The organism is Blautia glucerasea, from assembly GCF_013304385.1.
Lineage (GTDB): Bacteria > Bacillota > Clostridia > Lachnospirales > Lachnospiraceae > Blautia_A > Blautia_A ammoniilytica.
On the sequence record NZ_JAAITU010000008.1, the window covers coordinates 1 to 15,519 of the forward strand.

15 protein-coding genes and 1 tRNA gene are annotated in these 15,519 nt (G+C 44.0%); 3 read left to right on the forward strand and 13 right to left on the reverse strand.

The genetic code is table 11. From position 1 onward, the window contains the following. Nucleotides 1–211: 211 nt before the first annotated feature. From G5B11_RS04940 to G5B11_RS04975, 8 genes are all read right to left on the reverse strand, one after another. Nucleotides 212–628: a hypothetical protein gene (locus G5B11_RS04940; protein WP_226875175.1), complete on the reverse strand. Its 417-nt coding sequence runs from the start codon at nt 626–628 to the stop codon at nt 212–214. Between the two features lie 62 nt (nt 629–690). Further along, nucleotides 691–1,473 carry a class B sortase gene (gene srtB / locus G5B11_RS04945; RefSeq protein WP_005333383.1) on the reverse strand — a complete coding sequence of 261 codons (783 nt, stop codon included), beginning with the start codon at nt 1,471–1,473 and terminating at the stop codon, nt 691–693. Continuing rightward, on the reverse strand, nt 1,470–2,690 hold the full coding sequence (locus G5B11_RS04950; protein WP_005333381.1) for a CHC2 zinc finger domain-containing protein: 1,221 nt from the start codon (nt 2,688–2,690) through the stop codon (nt 1,470–1,472). Before G5B11_RS04950 ends, srtB begins: the two co-directional genes overlap by 4 nt. A gap of 54 nt (nt 2,691–2,744) precedes the next feature. Continuing rightward, nucleotides 2,745–3,692: a hypothetical protein gene (locus G5B11_RS04955; RefSeq protein WP_173727082.1), complete on the reverse strand. Its 948-nt coding sequence runs from the start codon at nt 3,690–3,692 to the stop codon at nt 2,745–2,747. A gap of 83 nt (nt 3,693–3,775) precedes the next feature. Further along, the gene (gene recD2 / locus G5B11_RS04960; protein WP_005333356.1) at nt 3,776–6,013 is read right to left on the reverse strand and encodes an SF1B family DNA helicase RecD2; all 2,238 of its coding nucleotides are present in this window, start codon (nt 6,011–6,013) and stop codon (nt 3,776–3,778) included. Between the two features lie 51 nt (nt 6,014–6,064). After that, nucleotides 6,065–7,123, reverse strand: a complete 1,059-nt coding sequence (locus G5B11_RS04965) for a YqaJ viral recombinase family nuclease (protein ID WP_005333354.1) — start codon at nt 7,121–7,123, stop codon at nt 6,065–6,067. Then, entirely contained in the window at nt 7,117–8,256 is a 1,140-nt protein-coding gene (locus G5B11_RS04970; protein WP_005333353.1) for a hypothetical protein, read from the reverse strand. Before G5B11_RS04970 ends, G5B11_RS04965 begins: the two co-directional genes overlap by 7 nt. Before the next feature lie 398 nt (nt 8,257–8,654). Beyond that, the gene (locus G5B11_RS04975) at nt 8,655–8,843 is read right to left on the reverse strand and encodes a 2-ketoisovalerate ferredoxin oxidoreductase (RefSeq protein ID WP_425458801.1); all 189 of its coding nucleotides are present in this window, start codon (nt 8,841–8,843) and stop codon (nt 8,655–8,657) included. Between the two features lie 192 nt (nt 8,844–9,035). Here G5B11_RS04975 and G5B11_RS04980 point away from each other — a divergent pair, with 192 nt between their 5' ends. The 3 genes from G5B11_RS04980 to G5B11_RS04990 all read left to right on the forward strand — a co-directional run bounded on the left by G5B11_RS04980 (nt 9,036) and on the right by G5B11_RS04990 (nt 11,145). Beyond that, the gene (locus G5B11_RS04980) at nt 9,036–9,353 is read left to right on the forward strand and encodes a helix-turn-helix domain-containing protein (RefSeq protein WP_005333350.1); all 318 of its coding nucleotides are present in this window, start codon (nt 9,036–9,038) and stop codon (nt 9,351–9,353) included. Nucleotides 9,354–9,734: 381 nt separating this feature from the next. Beyond that, the gene (locus G5B11_RS04985) at nt 9,735–9,929 is read left to right on the forward strand and encodes a DUF3173 domain-containing protein (RefSeq protein ID WP_005333349.1); all 195 of its coding nucleotides are present in this window, start codon (nt 9,735–9,737) and stop codon (nt 9,927–9,929) included. 34 nt (nt 9,930–9,963) lie between these two features. Further along, nucleotides 9,964–11,145, forward strand: coding sequence for a site-specific integrase (locus G5B11_RS04990; RefSeq protein WP_005333347.1), 1,182 nt, complete (start codon nt 9,964–9,966; stop codon nt 11,143–11,145). 77 nt (nt 11,146–11,222) lie between these two features. On the opposite strand, the gene guaA is transcribed toward G5B11_RS04990, so the two are convergent. The 5 genes from guaA to G5B11_RS05015 form a co-directional block, all read right to left on the reverse strand. After that, entirely contained in the window at nt 11,223–12,767 is a 1,545-nt protein-coding gene (gene guaA, locus G5B11_RS04995; protein ID WP_173727083.1) for a glutamine-hydrolyzing GMP synthase, read from the reverse strand. A 571-nt stretch (nt 12,768–13,338) separates the two neighbouring features. Further along, complete coding sequence (locus G5B11_RS05000; RefSeq protein WP_173727084.1) at nt 13,339–14,073, reverse strand: TraX family protein; 735 nt, start codon at nt 14,071–14,073, stop codon at nt 13,339–13,341. 69 nt (nt 14,074–14,142) lie between these two features. Continuing rightward, nucleotides 14,143–14,904 (reverse strand): hypothetical protein, encoded by a 762-nt coding sequence (locus G5B11_RS05005; RefSeq protein ID WP_173727085.1) that lies wholly within the window; start codon nt 14,902–14,904, stop codon nt 14,143–14,145. 221 nt (nt 14,905–15,125) lie between these two features. Continuing rightward, nucleotides 15,126–15,198, reverse strand: a tRNA-Lys gene (locus G5B11_RS05010). A 115-nt stretch (nt 15,199–15,313) separates the two neighbouring features. Continuing rightward, entirely contained in the window at nt 15,314–15,472 is a 159-nt protein-coding gene (locus tag G5B11_RS05015) for a hypothetical protein (RefSeq protein ID WP_173727086.1), read from the reverse strand. Nucleotides 15,473–15,519 lie beyond the last annotated feature (47 nt).

The window sequence follows — 15,519 nt, forward strand, 5'->3', positions numbered from 1 at the left end:
GCTTTTGACGTCTGCTCTTGACATGCCCGAAATCATGTCGTATATATATAGCAAGAGCTGGAAGCTCCAATTTAGCGCTTCCAGCTCAATCATTATCATAGAAGATTATTATTTACAGACTTTTCTTCATAGTCTCGTTTGTCTAAGAAAAAAAGATACCAACCATTCTTAAAAATGCTTAGTATCTTTTTTCTTTTGTTCTGTCATTGTCCTATGCTGAAAGCTTTTCCACCAATTCCGGCAGGCACTTCTCAAATAATTCCCGATATCTTCGATACCCTTCATCCCGGAGTGGACCTTGCAGTGATGTCAGAGACCAAAGGAGAAGCTCTTCCTCTTCCACAGCATACGGAGAGGTATAGACAAATTTTTTCCCGTCAAAATGCGGTTTTGATAACTTCAGTATTTCCGTAATCTCTCCTTTTGTTTCCGCCTGCATAATCATTTCCACTTTCTTCCGATGGAACTCGCAGACGATGCTCTCCAGAAATCCCTGCTTCAGATAAAATTCCGCCCTTCTATAAAGTTTTACAAGAGCCTCCACTCTTTCATCAAATAACTTGTCCTTTTCACTGACTATCATCTGTGCCAGTGCGTTTGCATGTTCCATAACCAATGCTGTTCCCATTACATTTCCTCCCATAATAAAAGCTGGCATAAGAAATTTCTTCTCACACCAGCACGATTCTTTTATTCCTCTGTGATGATCTCACTGCTTAATTTTCCATGTACCAGATAGCGATAATTCCGTCTGGAATTGACACAGGTAGACAGCGTAACTATCCGATCCGTTGCCGACAGCTCGGTGCCGGTATCATAATCCCTATAAGAAGACACCGTATCCAGAAACGTCTGAAAATCTTCCGCTTCCGGGAAATGATACCTATATCCCTCACTTCCGGTTCTTCCCGCATAGCAGGAAAAGATACGATACTTGAGGATCTTGTCCGGCAAATAGAGATAAAACTCCGGATGTTGTTCAAATAGCTCTTTGTCTTGGTACTTATCCAGAGTTCCGAACATGCTCCCGTTTTTCATATTATGCCCGTACACAATCGTATTCTGATCCGTAAAGTCCGGCTGATTATGGCAGTCCACAAAGATGCTCCCGTTGATATTGGATTCTCCCGAAAAAAGGTGATGAAGATAATATGCATTATCTTTCCCCTGTACCACCGGATAACTAATATCCAGTGCCGGAATCTGAATCCACGCTATGACATCCGGATTAACCGCTTTTAAACCTGCAAAATCAATTTCTAGATACCTATTCTTAGGTTCCTCCTTTTCTTTCTCAGACTCCGGTGATTCTTCTTCCTCTGGTTCCTGAACATATTCCTGCAGTTTCTCGTAACTTACGTCCCCTTTCTGATACTTCAGATAAGCACCAAAGAGTTTTCCTGCCGCTGCGAGAAAAACAAGCAACAGGCAGATAATGAGTCCTGCAAGAACCGTATTTCCTTTTTTTCTCATGATTGTTCTCCTTTCGGAAGAGCCGAAGTCTGTGCCCCGGTTCCTTCCTTCTGTTTGATGGCGGCTAAATAGTCATCAATCCCCTTGTGTTTCCCGTTCCACTCCCCGCTCTCGTCCATATCCCAGACCATCCGGTTCATCGGCAGGGAAAGCTCCCGGCAGATTTCATAGACCTTATTGCAGCCGTTCTGGATAATCCTCCGTTTCTCCGCCTTATGCTGGCAGATAACAGGGGAACGCTCAAAACAGACCGCACACTTACTGTCATGCTTATTGCAGGCTACTTTCATCTTCTTATCCATGTCATACGCCTCCAAAAGCTGTTTCATCCCATATCCTTTCATCCGCTCCAGCACCGGTTTCAGATTCCGGTACTGGTTCACTCCGGCAACGCACACAAAGGTAGCGCCGGACAGATAATGGGCTATGGTCCCTTTTAAGGCTCCTTCGGTCAGATAGACACGTTCTGCGGCAAGATCACCGATCACATGTACCGGACTTCCGGAGGAAACTCCCTGGTCATAATTGACACTGGACAGCCAGATATATTTTTTCGTGTCAGTCACATGATCTACCCGGATCTGAAAACCCTGGATGAACCCGTCCAAAGAAACTATGGGAATCAGGATTCCTGAGTTTTCTGCTTTGAAGTTAATCGTCCAGTTTCCGTCTGTATCCCGGTAGAATCCCGGCACGCCTTTCACCATATATCCTTCTTCTGCCAGCCTTTTGACCAGCTTCTTCATTCCAAACAGCGGGACACTCCGGTAACGCTGTGCTTCGATCTGTTCCGGTTTTAATCCTCGTCTTTGCAGATCCTCCTGATGCTTCCTGTTAAGCGTGAGCATGGACAGCATTCTCTGATACGTCCGGTGGATTTCCTCTATGGGTGCAAGCTCTGCCGTTGCCTTTTCTTCCTGTACCGGCGTTGCTTTGATATAATCCGTCCGGTATTCTCCTTTTCCTAATGCTTCCCGGATCTGCTGATTTGCTTCGGAGAGTGTAACATTGTGCAAATCCGCATAAAGCTTCAGCATCCCCCCGGACGCATCACAGCGGTTGCACCGGAATACATTCTTTTCCACATTGATATTCAGTTTTCCATGCGTCTCTCCACAAAACGGGCAGTCATAATAGTTTCCCCGCCGCTTTCTGAGATGCAGCACCTGCACCACATCCAGTATTCCATAATCAAACCCAGACATATCATAATACATCCCGGTCTCTTCCTCCTTTCCCCCGCAGAAAAAAGCTCTCTGCGGGGTTCTTCCTTAACCAGCCATCGGCATTGCTTTTTGTAAAATTACCTTTGCTGCCGCCGGAACCAGATTGTTCGGTCCGGAATATTGCTCGGCAAACCACTGGATCGTTGACGGGCTTTCAACTGCCACCTGTCCCATGGTCTTTCCGCCGTATTTTCCCTTTCCCGGAATCACAGTCCCGACTGCCATTTCATAGTTCATGTGTTTCATCAGTTCTTCTACCGGAAGGGACGTATCCAGATTCTGTAATGCTCCCTGCAGCATCTGTCCGGTCTTTGGCGGCGTAGAGGCAGCCGGAGCGGAACCGTAGCCAGGCATTTGTCCACTGCCATGGTAAATGGTGCTTCCCGCCGCCTGTGCCTGCTGATAGAACTGATTCATCATCTGCTGGTCTGCATATTCCGGCTGACCTGGCATCTCTCCATAAGTTGGCATAGGGGCATTTGGCATGACACCCGAATCCGGCATGGCTGCATTTTCCATGGCACCTGAATCCGGCATCTGTGGATTCTGATATGGAATTCCGGCATCTACCTGTGCAGGATCATTTTCCTCTCCCACATCCGCAAACTGCACACCATATCCGGCATCCGATAATGCCCTTCCTACGGCTGCTGTTTCTGCCATTTCCAGAAATTTGTCTCCAAACTTCGGGTCATCGCTCCGGAATTTCTGCGAAAAGGAATTGGCTACATAATTGTCTTCCTGATCACATTTATCCAGATAGATACGTGCTTCCACAACTGCCATGTTCTCTGTGAAAGTGATAATCCGGCTGATGATCTTTCCTGCCGGATTGACCAGACGAAACCATAGCTTCCGGTATTTCACATCCAGATAAAGCTGCTCCTCCTGCCCTTCTTCTCCAATCTTTCTTGCCAGTTCCATCGGATGGAAGCCATCCACACGGTTCAAAGCGGCAACTGCCTCTGATTTCTTATACAATAATTCTTTCATTCTCTGCTCCTTTCATTTAGAAAAGCAGACGTTCCCCTATATAAGAGTAATAGTCCGCTTATTTCAAAAATTGAAAAATATTTTTAAACAACAAGTTTTAACTGCTCCATTTCCGGTTTCTGTTCACTCTGATACTGATCGTAATACTGTACGATCCGCTCACTCAGAATGGTGTTCCTTGTCCCGCTGTCATCCGTATGGATTGCCTGACAGACTGCAGCCCATTCCCCTACCAGATAAACCTTGCTTTTCGCTCTGGTCACTCCGGTATAGAGAATATTGCGCTTCAGCATCATATAAAAGGCTTTTACCCAAGGGATGATGACAACCGGACATTCGGAACCCTGTGCCTTATGGATGGTTGTTGCGTTAGCATGTTCGATCATTTCCATCTGGTCAGCTTCATATTGCACCTGCCGCCCATCCGGGAATCCGATCACTGCCCTGGCATTTCCATCCTCATCCGTGATACAGTCCAGTATCCTGCCCAGATCGCCGTTACTCGCCATCTCGGTATTTTTATTCTGTAAAATCTTATCGCCAACCCGGAACACCTGACTGCCGATATGCAGTTCCTTCTTCCCTGCGATTGGCGGATTTACAAAATCCTCCAGAGATTTGTTCAATTCATCCACTCCGGCAGCACTGCGTTTCCGATACGGAGTCAGGATCTGTACCTGATCCATGCCGTTTTTTGCAATCTCGTCCAGATAAATCCTCCGGACAATCTCTGCCGCTTCATCTGCTCCTTTACAGGCAATGAACTGAAAATCCTCCCCAAAGCTCAGATTAGTCTTATTCTCCTGCATCAGTTTTGCATTATAAGGTATGCTGCTCAAAGCGCCCTGCCGGTAAACCAGATCCAGTACCGTGACCGGAATCAGCCCGCAGGCAATCAGTTGCCGGAACACATCCCCGGCTCCTACGGATGGAAGCTGGTTCTTATCCCCGACTAAAAGGACTCTGGCATGTCTGCTAACCCGCCGGAAAAATTCATAGGCAAGATGCATGTCCACCATGGACACCTCATCTACATTTAGAAATCCGGCAGACAGGTACTCAAAATCCGGTTCAAAATCCGTATCATCTCCCAAAAGCCCCAGGGCCAGATGCATCGTGGATGCATTTTCACAGCCGGTACTCTCCACCATACGTCTTGCCGCACGTCCGGTCGGAGCCATAAGCTGTACCTCTGACCTGCATAACGCCTGATGGATATAGAGAATCACCTTGAGAACCGTTGTCTTTCCGGTTCCGGGACCTCCGGTAATAATACTGATGGGATGTGCAAACACCATCCGCACTGCCTGTTTCTGTGTTTCTGACAGCGTGATCCCCAGTGTCTTCTGTGCCTTTTCCAGCTCCGGTTCAATGGACAGCAAAACCGGCTTCTCCAAAAGCCGTCTGGCTATCATGGAAGCGGTCTGTGTTTCTTCTTCATACTGCCGGATAGAATAGATCCGTTCTTCCTCCACAACAATGCTTTTTTGCAGCACCAGCCGGTAAAGCACCTGACTGACATCCTGCTCCGATACTGCCATGACCTGCAGATCCCGGTTCAGCATTTCCAGTGCTTCCCTGATAACCTCCTGACGCTGCTTAAACAGATGTCCTTCTTTCATTGCCTGATTCATGATATGTCCGATGCACCCGGATATCCGCATGGGATCATTGAGTGCACAGCAGCACTGTCTTCCGATCGCATCCACAGTCAGAAACCCGAAGCCTTTGACTGCACTCAGCATGTAAGGGCGGTGCCGGATAATATCCACCGATTCATTTCCGAATTTCTTCAGAATCATATTCACTTTTTTGGGTGTTACCTTAAAAGGCGCCAGAAACGTCATCAGTTCCCGGAACACCTGGTTTTTTCCATAGGACTCCACAATAGCAGCCAGCTTCTTCTCGGAAATTCCACGGATCTTCAAGAGTTCCTGCGGGTTGTTTTCCATGATTTCCAGTGTCTGAAGCCCAAACTTCCGGAAAATAGTATCTGCCATCTTGGGACCGATACCTTTGATTGCACCGGAAGAAAGGTATCCTAAGATACCCTCCTTTGTCCGTGGTACAACCTCCATGAAATTTTCCACCTGATACTGAGTTCCATGCTCTCCGCTCTCCCATCTGCCTTCCATCTCAAGCTCAATCTCGTCTGTAAGCGGAAGACCGAATCCAATCGCTGAGAAGCCGATGATATTCCGGGATGCCAGATATTTGTCTCTGGCTGACAGGGGGACAGACGTATCCTGTGTGGTGAATATGGCAATCGTATACCCATTCTCCTCATTCTGGAAAATCTTATGTTTAAATCTGCACCTCATTGTTTATATCCCTCCAGCTTTTTATCCGCATCCGTTCATTTGGTTTTCTCATTACGCCGCCTCCTTCTTAATTCGGAAAGTACGGCTCTCCGTTGTTTTTGTATATTCCTCATAGATATCCGGATGCTGGTTTTTCAGCTTCTCCATCTGGTCTTTCCCAACCGAAGTACGTCTGGTCGGATTATAGGTAATACGGTAACGGTTCGTACCGTCCTCCAGCACTGCCTTGCAGCCCTGCCCCAGCTGTTCCACAAAAGGAACACTGATTGCCCGCTGTTCTGCTTCGATTTCCTTTTTCCGTTTTTCCAACTGTGACTTTTCCTCCGAAAGGGTAAGATACTTCTCAAGATTTTTTGATTCCAGACCGGAAAGCACAATTTCCGGAATAGATTTGTCTGCAAAACCACCATAATTACGGATATTTGCCAGAACCAGATCGGAATTCCCGTTATGCGGCGGTACTACATTTTTCAATACATGTTCCTGCCAGAAATACGTTTCCTGATCAATGATGTCTTCTTCCTCAATCAGATCACGCTCAATGGTGCGATACACAAACTCATTCTCGTTATTTCCATACAGGCATGCGATAAAGGCTTTCTGCATATTCATCACAGACAGATAATGCCTTACCTGCAGCACATAATGAGCTGGAATACCCTCATCAGCCCACTTATCTTTCGCATTATAATTGCAGGTTTTACATTCCAGAATCGCAAATGTCCCATCCGGCATACGAACAAAAAAATCCACATCTGCAAGCATGAACGGATATAATGGATGCCGGAACATGACACGTACCGGAAATACTTCCAGTCCGGTCTTTTTGGAAAAGATTTCTGCCACCAGATCTTCCAGCCGGTGTCCGACTTCCTTGGCAACCCAGTTGCTTTCCTCTTCCTCCTGAATGACCGGCTGCACACCTGTTTTGTTGTAAAACAGATCCCGGATAGTGGCAAATGGAGAGATCCCCATGATTGCCGCTACATCACTGCCGCCGATTCCTTTTTTGCGGTATTCCAACCAGTCTTCTCTTGACAGGTTACTGATATCCACAACCTTTTCCGGTGTATACTCTGCTTTGTTATTCATTCCAATTCCTCCTAACATTTGACTGCTCCATAAACGTCATATTTTTTCCAGTCTTTTATAAGCGCCTTCGTAATATCCTCCTCCAGCTTCAGGATGCCCTGTCCGGACATTCCTTCACAGGCTGCAAAAAAGGAGGCTTCATTCATGGCATAATAAAGATCATGTGCCGTACAGGCACCTTCCCCGTTCTGGGATACAAATAGCTCCACCACCTCATTCCGGATCTTCTGTTTAATGCCAAGTTCCTTCATCAGCAGCTTCAGGCAGTTCACCGGATTACGGATCTCAATGTCCATAAGCTGAGTAAGATTCTTCATCGCATCCACATAGCGGGCGCATACCTGCTCCAGATTTTTCCGGAAGTCCAGAATCGTTGCCCCTTTATCGTGAGCCAGCTTGATTGGACTTCCCAGACTGATAACGCCGTTTGGTCCGTCTGTCAAAAGCATCGGATACAGATTTGCACCGCTCGCTGCCACGTCAGATGTGGTAAAACGAAGTGCCGGTGACAGGATCTTCTCATCCATTCCGTGTGCATCCAGTGCTTTTCGGTAAGTATCCAGAAGTTCCTGACTTCCTCCGAGCTTCCACATGGCAGATACAATGGAATGGTCATAGATACCAGAGCCCTCCATGTAAACACTGCCTTTGAAATTCAGATTCAGATATTCGCAGGTTGTCTCAAACATGGCTTTCATATCAAGGATGCAATAATCATGTTTATCCCCGCCATGTACTGCGGAAACCTTTCCGTCCGCAATCTTAATCAGGGCATCCCCTTTTGCAACCCGCAGGCAGTAATTGACTACCTTCGCATATGTTGCCTTATCCAGCTTGCGAAGCCCGTCTCCATTGACACCTGCGCGGCTTAAAATGGTGCGGATGGCACAGTCACGTACCGGATAGGATTCTCCTCTCATTTTCAGTACAAGCTGCGTATTCTTCTCTGTATCCTCCAAAATTTCTTCCATGGATGCATCTGCCGCATCCAGATTTTGAGCCTCCTTTTCCAGTGGTGCCAGCCGTAACGTATTCGTTGGCTTTCTGATCCATTTGGCATTTCTTCCTCTCTCTGCCAGAAACTCCAGCAGATCTTTTACTTCTGCAAAGGATCTCTCAAATCCATCTGCATACACTCTTGCTTCATTCATGTTCTTATTCCACCTTTCTTAAAATAATATTTATCCATCAACAGCCGAAGCTGGTTGTGGCATGCAACTATGCCGAAACCTAAATGTAAGCACAAAAAAAGAATGAAAAGAGAGTCTTTTCTCTGTTCATTCTTAAAAGTCTGGTTTCTTCCTGAAAAAACAAAAGTGCCACGCAGCCAAAAAAGGCATACCGTGACACTCACTACAAACATAAACTACTTATGCCAGGAATCAGCTCCTGCTGTTTCCTGTAAGTTTGGAGATTCTTATGAATCCCGAAACTCCCCAAAAAGGGTGTGCATAAAATAAACTATATCAGTATACTAGCACAAGATATTCCTCATGTCAATTCAGGCTTATACTATATATGGTGTTTATATTTGTTCAAAATACTACATCTATTTTTCTACTACGAATTCAATCTTCTCTTTCAGATACTCCCGGCAGCCAAACCGAACCGTTCCACACTGCTTTGACTCCTCTTTCGCCTTTTCATTACAGCAGTCCAAGTAGGGACAATCGTTACATTGATTCCGCAGTGCTTCCTTCGCCCATTCAATTTCCTGCTCATTTCCTATAATCCGCACAGACATCCACTTCCTTTGCTATCATCATACCCCAAAATCCATTTTCTATCATCCATAATTTCTTTTTTTGTATCATTTTAGTAAATTACGGTTATATTACGGAATAATCACTATATTTCAAATATATCTCTATTTTATTCCGTAATTTGCTGTAAGTAAATAGTTTAAAATGTGGAAGAGAGGTGTAAATGTATGGATAAAAACTTTATTGGAGAACGCATCAGCGAACTGCGTTTAAAGAAAAATGTATCTGAATATCAGATGAGTCTGGATCTTGGCAAAAATAAAAGCTACATCCAGTCCCTCACTTCCGGACGTTCTCTGCCTACCATGCAGAGCTTTCTGGATATCTGTGACTATCTGGAAGTCACTCCTCAACAGTTCTTCGATTCAGAGCTGCACAATCTTCCTCTGATTGACAAAGCAACTGATCTGATGAAACAACTCGATGACGAGGATATGCTTGCGCTCATTTCCATGCTGAATCGTCTGGCTCTAAAACGCAAATAGATTTCCGTAGCTGCCAAATCAAGGCAGCTTTTATTTTTATCATTTTTTCTCAAAATTTTTCAATCTTAAAGAAAAGTCCCCTATTCCTTAATTGAATGGGTAATATATCCATTCGCCGTACCTTGAAAACAAAAGAAATCTTTCGGGAGATTGATATAGGTGACTGCAGATAGTTTGCATCTTCGCACGCCTGCAGCTTAATAGTTACAAAGTAACACCGTTTTACGTGGCCGGAACGGGCATAGGAACTGGCTTCTGAAAGAATAACATAGACTTTTGGGATTTTAGCTTATAGCGCTTTTATTAGAGAACTTTTACTCAAAATTTGATATAATAATAGACAGGTATCAAGTTGATTCCCTGTCTGTGGAAAGGAGATTCATGATAACTGTAACAAAAAGGGATTTGATTGAATTAGGCTACGGTCCTTCCTTTGCTGCTGATATTATAAAAAAAGCAAAGGAACTTATGGTAGAAAAGGGGCATACCTATTATCAATCCAGAAAATTAGACAGGGTTCCAAAAGAAGCCGTTGAAGAATTATTAGGGATTACTTTGCCCGATAAGCAAGAATGATCGTGCTTTTTGCATTTTAGTAAGGAGTGAAATCATGGCAAAAGATCCAATTAAAAAAGCAGAAAACGGCACTTATTATTTTCGAGCCAATCTCGGATATCATCCTGTAACCGGAAAACAGATTCAAAAATACCGCAGCGGATTCTCAACAAAAAAAGAAGCCCGTGCCGAGTATTCCAAATTGATTCTTGCATCAACGGAAGAATTAGCTGATAAGAAGGAAGACATTACCTTCAAAAAGTTTATTGAAGAAATCTATCTTCCGTGGTACAAAACTCAGGTGAAAGAAAGTACCTACAAGAATCGTTACTCGACCATTCAAAAACACTTTGCCTATTTCTACAAGAAGAAAGTGTCCGAAATAGAAGCGATAAATGTACAGACCTGGCAGCTCAAGTTGGCAAAACAATTCAGTCCAAACTATGTACGCATTGTTCAGGGAATGTTATGTTTAGCTTTTGACCGGGCGATTATCCTCGGACTTGCAAAGAAGAATCCTGCCCGCATGATCGGCAATATCAAATCTAAAAAAGTAAAGATCGACTTCTGGACTTTGGAGGAGTTTCAGAAGGTAATATCCCTGCTGTACAAAGGTGACTACTACGAGCACTATCTCTTCATCTCGTTCTGGCTTTTATTTATGACTGGAATGCGTATTGGAGAGGCTGCCGCCTTACAGTGGGATGATATTGATTTTGAAACAGGTATGCTGATTATTAGTAAAACACTGTACTATAAAACAATGAATGACTACAAATTCGTTGAACCTAAGACGCAGGCAAGCAACCGTACCATTTATATTGATGCTGATACCATCAAGGAATTACAAGAATGGAAGGCGGTTCAGGCAAAGGTTTTACCAAATTGTGGATTCGTCCTGAGTTATAACAGTACACCCACCAGCAAAACAACACTTCCAAGAGCATTGGAGAAATTGGCAAATTTAGCTGGTGTTCACAGAATCAAAATTCATGCCCTGAGACATTCGCATGCTTCCCTGCTTATCAGCATGGGCGAAAATCCACTGCTGATTAAAGAGCGTCTTGGACATGAAAAAATACAGACGACACTAGGAACTTATGGTCATCTGTATCCAAACACCAATATTGAGATTGCAAAGAAGCTGACCGGGGTTCTCAGCTACCAGTCAGCTTCTCAAAGTATTGCTAATTATACCAGTAATCAGCATACTGCAATGTATCACAAAGAAATATAAAAATGCAATGATAATGCAATTTCAAACACCCAAAGCCGCAAAGCCCCGTGGTTACGGGCTTTGTAGCCCAGCGTCAACTATTCAAACTCAATCGTTGCAGGGGGTTTTCCGGTACAGTCGTACAATACGCGGTTTACATTTTTTACTTCATTCACAATACGGCTGGTGGTTTTTCCGATGATCTCCCAGGGAATTTCGGCAAATTCAGCGGTCATGAAATCGGTAGTAGTAACCGCACGCAGGGCAACTGCATAATCATAAGTACGTTCGTCCCCCATAACGCCTACAGAGCGCATATTTGTGAGGACTGCAAAGTACTGATTCACTTTTTTGTCCCAACCTGCATTGGCGATTTCCTCACGCCAGATCGCATCCGCATCCTGAACCATTTTAACTTTCTCAGGTGTAATATCACCAATGATACGGATGCCAAGTCCTGGTCCCGGGAATGGCTGACGATAAACCAAATAGTCCGGAATGCCAAGCTCAAGACCTGCCTTACGAACCTCATCTTTAAACAGGTTTCTTAACGGCTCGATAATTTCTTTAAAATCTACGCAGTCCGGAAGTCCGCCTACATTGTGATGGGATTTGATCACTGTGGATTCTCCTCCTACACCACTTTCCACAACGTCCGGATAAATCGTTCCCTGTACCAGGAAATCTACAGCACCGATCTTCTTTGCCTCTTCTTCAAAAACACGGATGAACTCCTCACCGATGATCTTTCTCTTTCTTTCCGGCTCTTCTACGCCTTTCAGCTTTTCGTAAAATCGTTCCTGTGCATTTACACGAATAAAATTCAGATTATATGGCCCTTCCGGTCCGAACACAGCTTCTACTTCATCGCCTTCATTTTTGCGGAGCAGACCGTGGTCTACAAAAACACAGGTAAGCTGATTGCCTACTGCTTTTGATAAAAGGACTGCTGCCACAGACGAATCCACACCACCTGACAAAGCACAGAGAACCTTGCCGTTTCCTACTTTTTCACGAATATTTTTAATGGATTCTTCTACAAAGGAATCAATTTTCCAGTCTCCGGAACAACCACAGATGTTGTATACAAAATTGGACAGCATCTTACGTCCTTCTTTTGTATGAAGCACTTCCGGGTGGAACTGTAATGCATACAGGCCTTTCTCCACATTCTGTACTGCTGCCACAGGACAGTCATTGGTCCATCCACAGATTTCAAAACCTGGTGCCTGTTTTGAAATGTAGTCATTATGGCTCATCCAACAGATGGTTTTGGGTGAAACATCTGTAAACAATCTGGAGGCCGTATCAACATTTACTTCAATTTTTCCGTATTCACGAACTGGTGCTTTTTCAACCTTGCCGCCTAACAGGTGCATCATAAGCTGTGCACCGTAACAGATTCCAAGAACCGGTACACCCAGTTCAAAGATTTCTTTTGTATAAGTAGGGGCATCCGCCGTATAGCAGCTGTTAGGACCGCCAGTAAAGATAATCCCCTTTGGCTGCATTGCTTTAATCTTCTCAATATCTGTCTTGTAAGAATAAATCTCACAGTATACGTTACATTCTCTGACACGACGTGCGATCAGCTGATTATACTGTCCACCGAAATCAAGTACAACGACTGTCTCTCTGTTCATTGGTTTCCTCCTATGGTCCATATTGGGGACTTATTGGCTTTTACCGAAACCTTTTCTGTCCTCGAAGCTTTATCCGTGTCATATTATAAAAGAGTATAGAGCGTTTTACAATATCTAAAATTCAATGAGAAGCCTAAAATTTATAAGTTTTTTAGAATTTTCTCATTGTTTTTTCAACGATTCCTCACAGTTCCATCACAATTTACAGGTATATTAATAAGCAAATAAAGCGAAAGCTTTTTCATCATATAGATAAACTTTTTCTTTTTCATACTCGCCGGGCCATGTGGTCCGGCCCTCCTTCTTTTATAGGAAAAATATCCTCAGCTTTTATATGCTTTTGTCTTTCTTCTTGCAAAGATCCGCAGGATCCCGGCCACAGCCCCAGTGAACAGAAAAGCCTGCAGCAAAGGCATGTAATTATAACTTTTTTACAGAGCTTATTATATCAAATCCATATGAAGATACTATATTTTTACTATATAAGTTCCAGATTACAAATACAGTTAACCATTGTGGATGTGTCACAGGCGCATAGCAGTTGGTTTTCATATATGTAACCGCTAAGATTTTAGACCAGCATGATCAGACGCATCACGCCAAGCAAAAGCAGATGGGCAGGATAAAAAATATAGAAAAACCACCTGGAAAATTCACTGCCGGAGGAACCCTTCTCTCCATTATAAAGATACACGATCACAATTCCTGCCAGCAGAACCGCACTGCACTCCCAAAAGGCATATAATATACGGATTCCCGCAGCCCCAGCTGCTTCCATATATCCTTCTTCAAACAGTACCAATGACGCAATGAAGAAATCTCTCATCCGTTTTTTCTGATTCATACGTGAGTTTCTGAAAAGGATCACCATAAGCGGCGCTGACATTCCCCAATCGCAAAAGGCAGTAAGGAAGATAAGAGCTGCAGCCGGAAGCACATGTCTTTCATCCAGACATACCAGTATGAGAAAACATATAAATAATGTAAGGATCATATTTCCCCGCACAAGTCTCCAGCTCTGCCCCTCTCCAAATGCGATCTGAAAAGGGCTCTGGGAGAGCAGTGCAAAAAGCAGCAGCCTTTGTCCATACTGTTTTCTGGAATGAGTGTAATAATAGCCTTCCACCAGAAAATAACACATTACAGGGGCTGTAAAGTATCCCAGGTTACGCAGCAAAAGGAAAGGTACTGTTCCTTCCTTTAAGAATATGTTGGCAATATGATTCAGCGCCATTAAAATCACTGCAATATATTTGATCTGATCCCGGTTCAGCACCTTTCCCTTTGTCCGCCTGATTTCTTCCATACGCTAAATCTAAACCCCTTTTACGATACAAGCCCCGAACTGCTGTGAGCCCACCATACACATTATTCCTTAATAAAAAGTAATATTCAGCTTTGAATACAATGGTGACGGCATATAATTTTTCAAATACAGATTCGTACTAACATACGTACTGTCCGGCCTCTTGTAATATCTTGGTCTGTTCTTTGTATGATAAACTACATCTAAACATACAATATTTTTCAGTGAAACATTGGATCCGTTTTTATATTTTTTTAACACATTTCTGCCATTCTTCGTATACCAGGCGATTATGCAATCCACTTTGTAACCTTTTGCAGGAGTAGCCTTAACCTTTATCTTTTGCGATTTGAAACGCAAAACAGAAACAGCTGAAAATCCTTTGAACGAAGAATCATACTCTCTGGATCCCATCTTAAAGGCTTTGAACTTTCTTTTCATATTCTTAAAGGTTACATCACAGTACAGCCTGTAGGATCGGCCGTTCTGATACACCATAAAGCTGATCCTTGTCCGTTCTCCGGCTTTCAGCACATGGGGTTTACTTTCCACATAAATCCCATTGATCCCCTTTTCTTTTCTGGCCTGAAAATTGCTGTTTGAAGATCTTACCTGATAGACTTCTGCATCCTTTGCCAGATTTCCAATGTAGATCCACCCTTCTGCACCTGTCATTCCCATACTTCTCAGGGGACGGCAGATATAGATCTCCATGGTCTGCCTTTTGGCGCACACTGGTGCTGCCCCGTCTGCCTTTGCTGTTACCGGAACCAGCATAAGCAATGCCAGCATCAGAACTATGCCGGCCAATCCTTTCTTCATTGCTTTCATAATCCTCTTCCTCCCTCGTTTTTATAACAAGAAAGAATCCTGCAAAGCAGGATTCTCCGACTGCGGCGGGTCGCCTTAAGCGACATCTACCCTTCCGCCGCAGTGCGATCCTGCCCGGTCAGGCTTTTTTATGTACTGGGAAATTCCAACGGAATTTCCCAGTACACAAAAAAACACCATCCCCGCGGCAATCACTTTGTCCGCAAAAACAGTGCTTTCAATGCGCCTTCAGGGGCTCGAACCCTGGACACCCTGATTAAGAGTCAGGTGCTCTACCAGCTGAGCTAAAAGCGCATAGCGTCTTGGGTGATTCTGTTTTCTCTCAGAACTCCATTTGTTCAACGCAAGGGATATTGTACATGAGCCGACAGAAAAAGTCAAGGGAATTTTTATATTTTTTTTATTTTTTTTAATTTTCCTTTTTTTCTGCTTTTTTCCCACCCATATGCTCCAGCATATTTGTTAATTCCTCTGTGGATCGCCTCATCTTATTCATGTGACTGTCCAGCTTCTTATGCTTGTAACTGAACTGACTAAGGGACTGTTTCAGACGATTTCTTGACTTCATATCTGCTCCTGGGCATTCTTTCTATATATAATATGCCCAGGAGCAAA

Bases quoted from the DNA above. Each gene is read 5' to 3' on its own strand.
- G5B11_RS05005 (WP_173727085.1), bottom strand. From the start codon at position 14,904: ATGAAAGCAATGAAGAAAGGATTGGCCGGCATAGTTCTGATGCTGGCA.
- recD2 (WP_005333356.1), bottom strand. From the start codon at position 6,013: ATGAGGTGCAGATTTAAACATAAGATTTTCCAGAATGAGGAGAATGGG.
- G5B11_RS04950 (WP_005333381.1), bottom strand. From the start codon at position 2,690: ATGTATTATGATATGTCTGGGTTTGATTATGGAATACTGGATGTGGTG.
- G5B11_RS04985 (WP_005333349.1), top strand. From the start codon at position 9,735: ATGATAACTGTAACAAAAAGGGATTTGATTGAATTAGGCTACGGTCCT.
- G5B11_RS05000 (WP_173727084.1), bottom strand. From the start codon at position 14,073: ATGGAAGAAATCAGGCGGACAAAGGGAAAGGTGCTGAACCGGGATCAG.
- G5B11_RS04940 (WP_226875175.1), bottom strand. From the start codon at position 628: ATGGGAACAGCATTGGTTATGGAACATGCAAACGCACTGGCACAGATG.
- G5B11_RS04955 (WP_173727082.1), bottom strand. From the start codon at position 3,692: ATGAAAGAATTATTGTATAAGAAATCAGAGGCAGTTGCCGCTTTGAAC.
- G5B11_RS04980 (WP_005333350.1), top strand. From the start codon at position 9,036: ATGGATAAAAACTTTATTGGAGAACGCATCAGCGAACTGCGTTTAAAG.
- srtB (WP_005333383.1), bottom strand. From the start codon at position 1,473: ATGAGAAAAAAAGGAAATACGGTTCTTGCAGGACTCATTATCTGCCTG.
- G5B11_RS04965 (WP_005333354.1), bottom strand. From the start codon at position 7,123: ATGTTAGGAGGAATTGGAATGAATAACAAAGCAGAGTATACACCGGAA.
- G5B11_RS05015 (WP_173727086.1), bottom strand. From the start codon at position 15,472: ATGAAGTCAAGAAATCGTCTGAAACAGTCCCTTAGTCAGTTCAGTTAC.
- G5B11_RS04970 (WP_005333353.1), bottom strand. From the start codon at position 8,256: ATGAATGAAGCAAGAGTGTATGCAGATGGATTTGAGAGATCCTTTGCA.
- guaA (WP_173727083.1), bottom strand. From the start codon at position 12,767: ATGAACAGAGAGACAGTCGTTGTACTTGATTTCGGTGGACAGTATAAT.
- G5B11_RS04990 (WP_005333347.1), top strand. From the start codon at position 9,964: ATGGCAAAAGATCCAATTAAAAAAGCAGAAAACGGCACTTATTATTTT.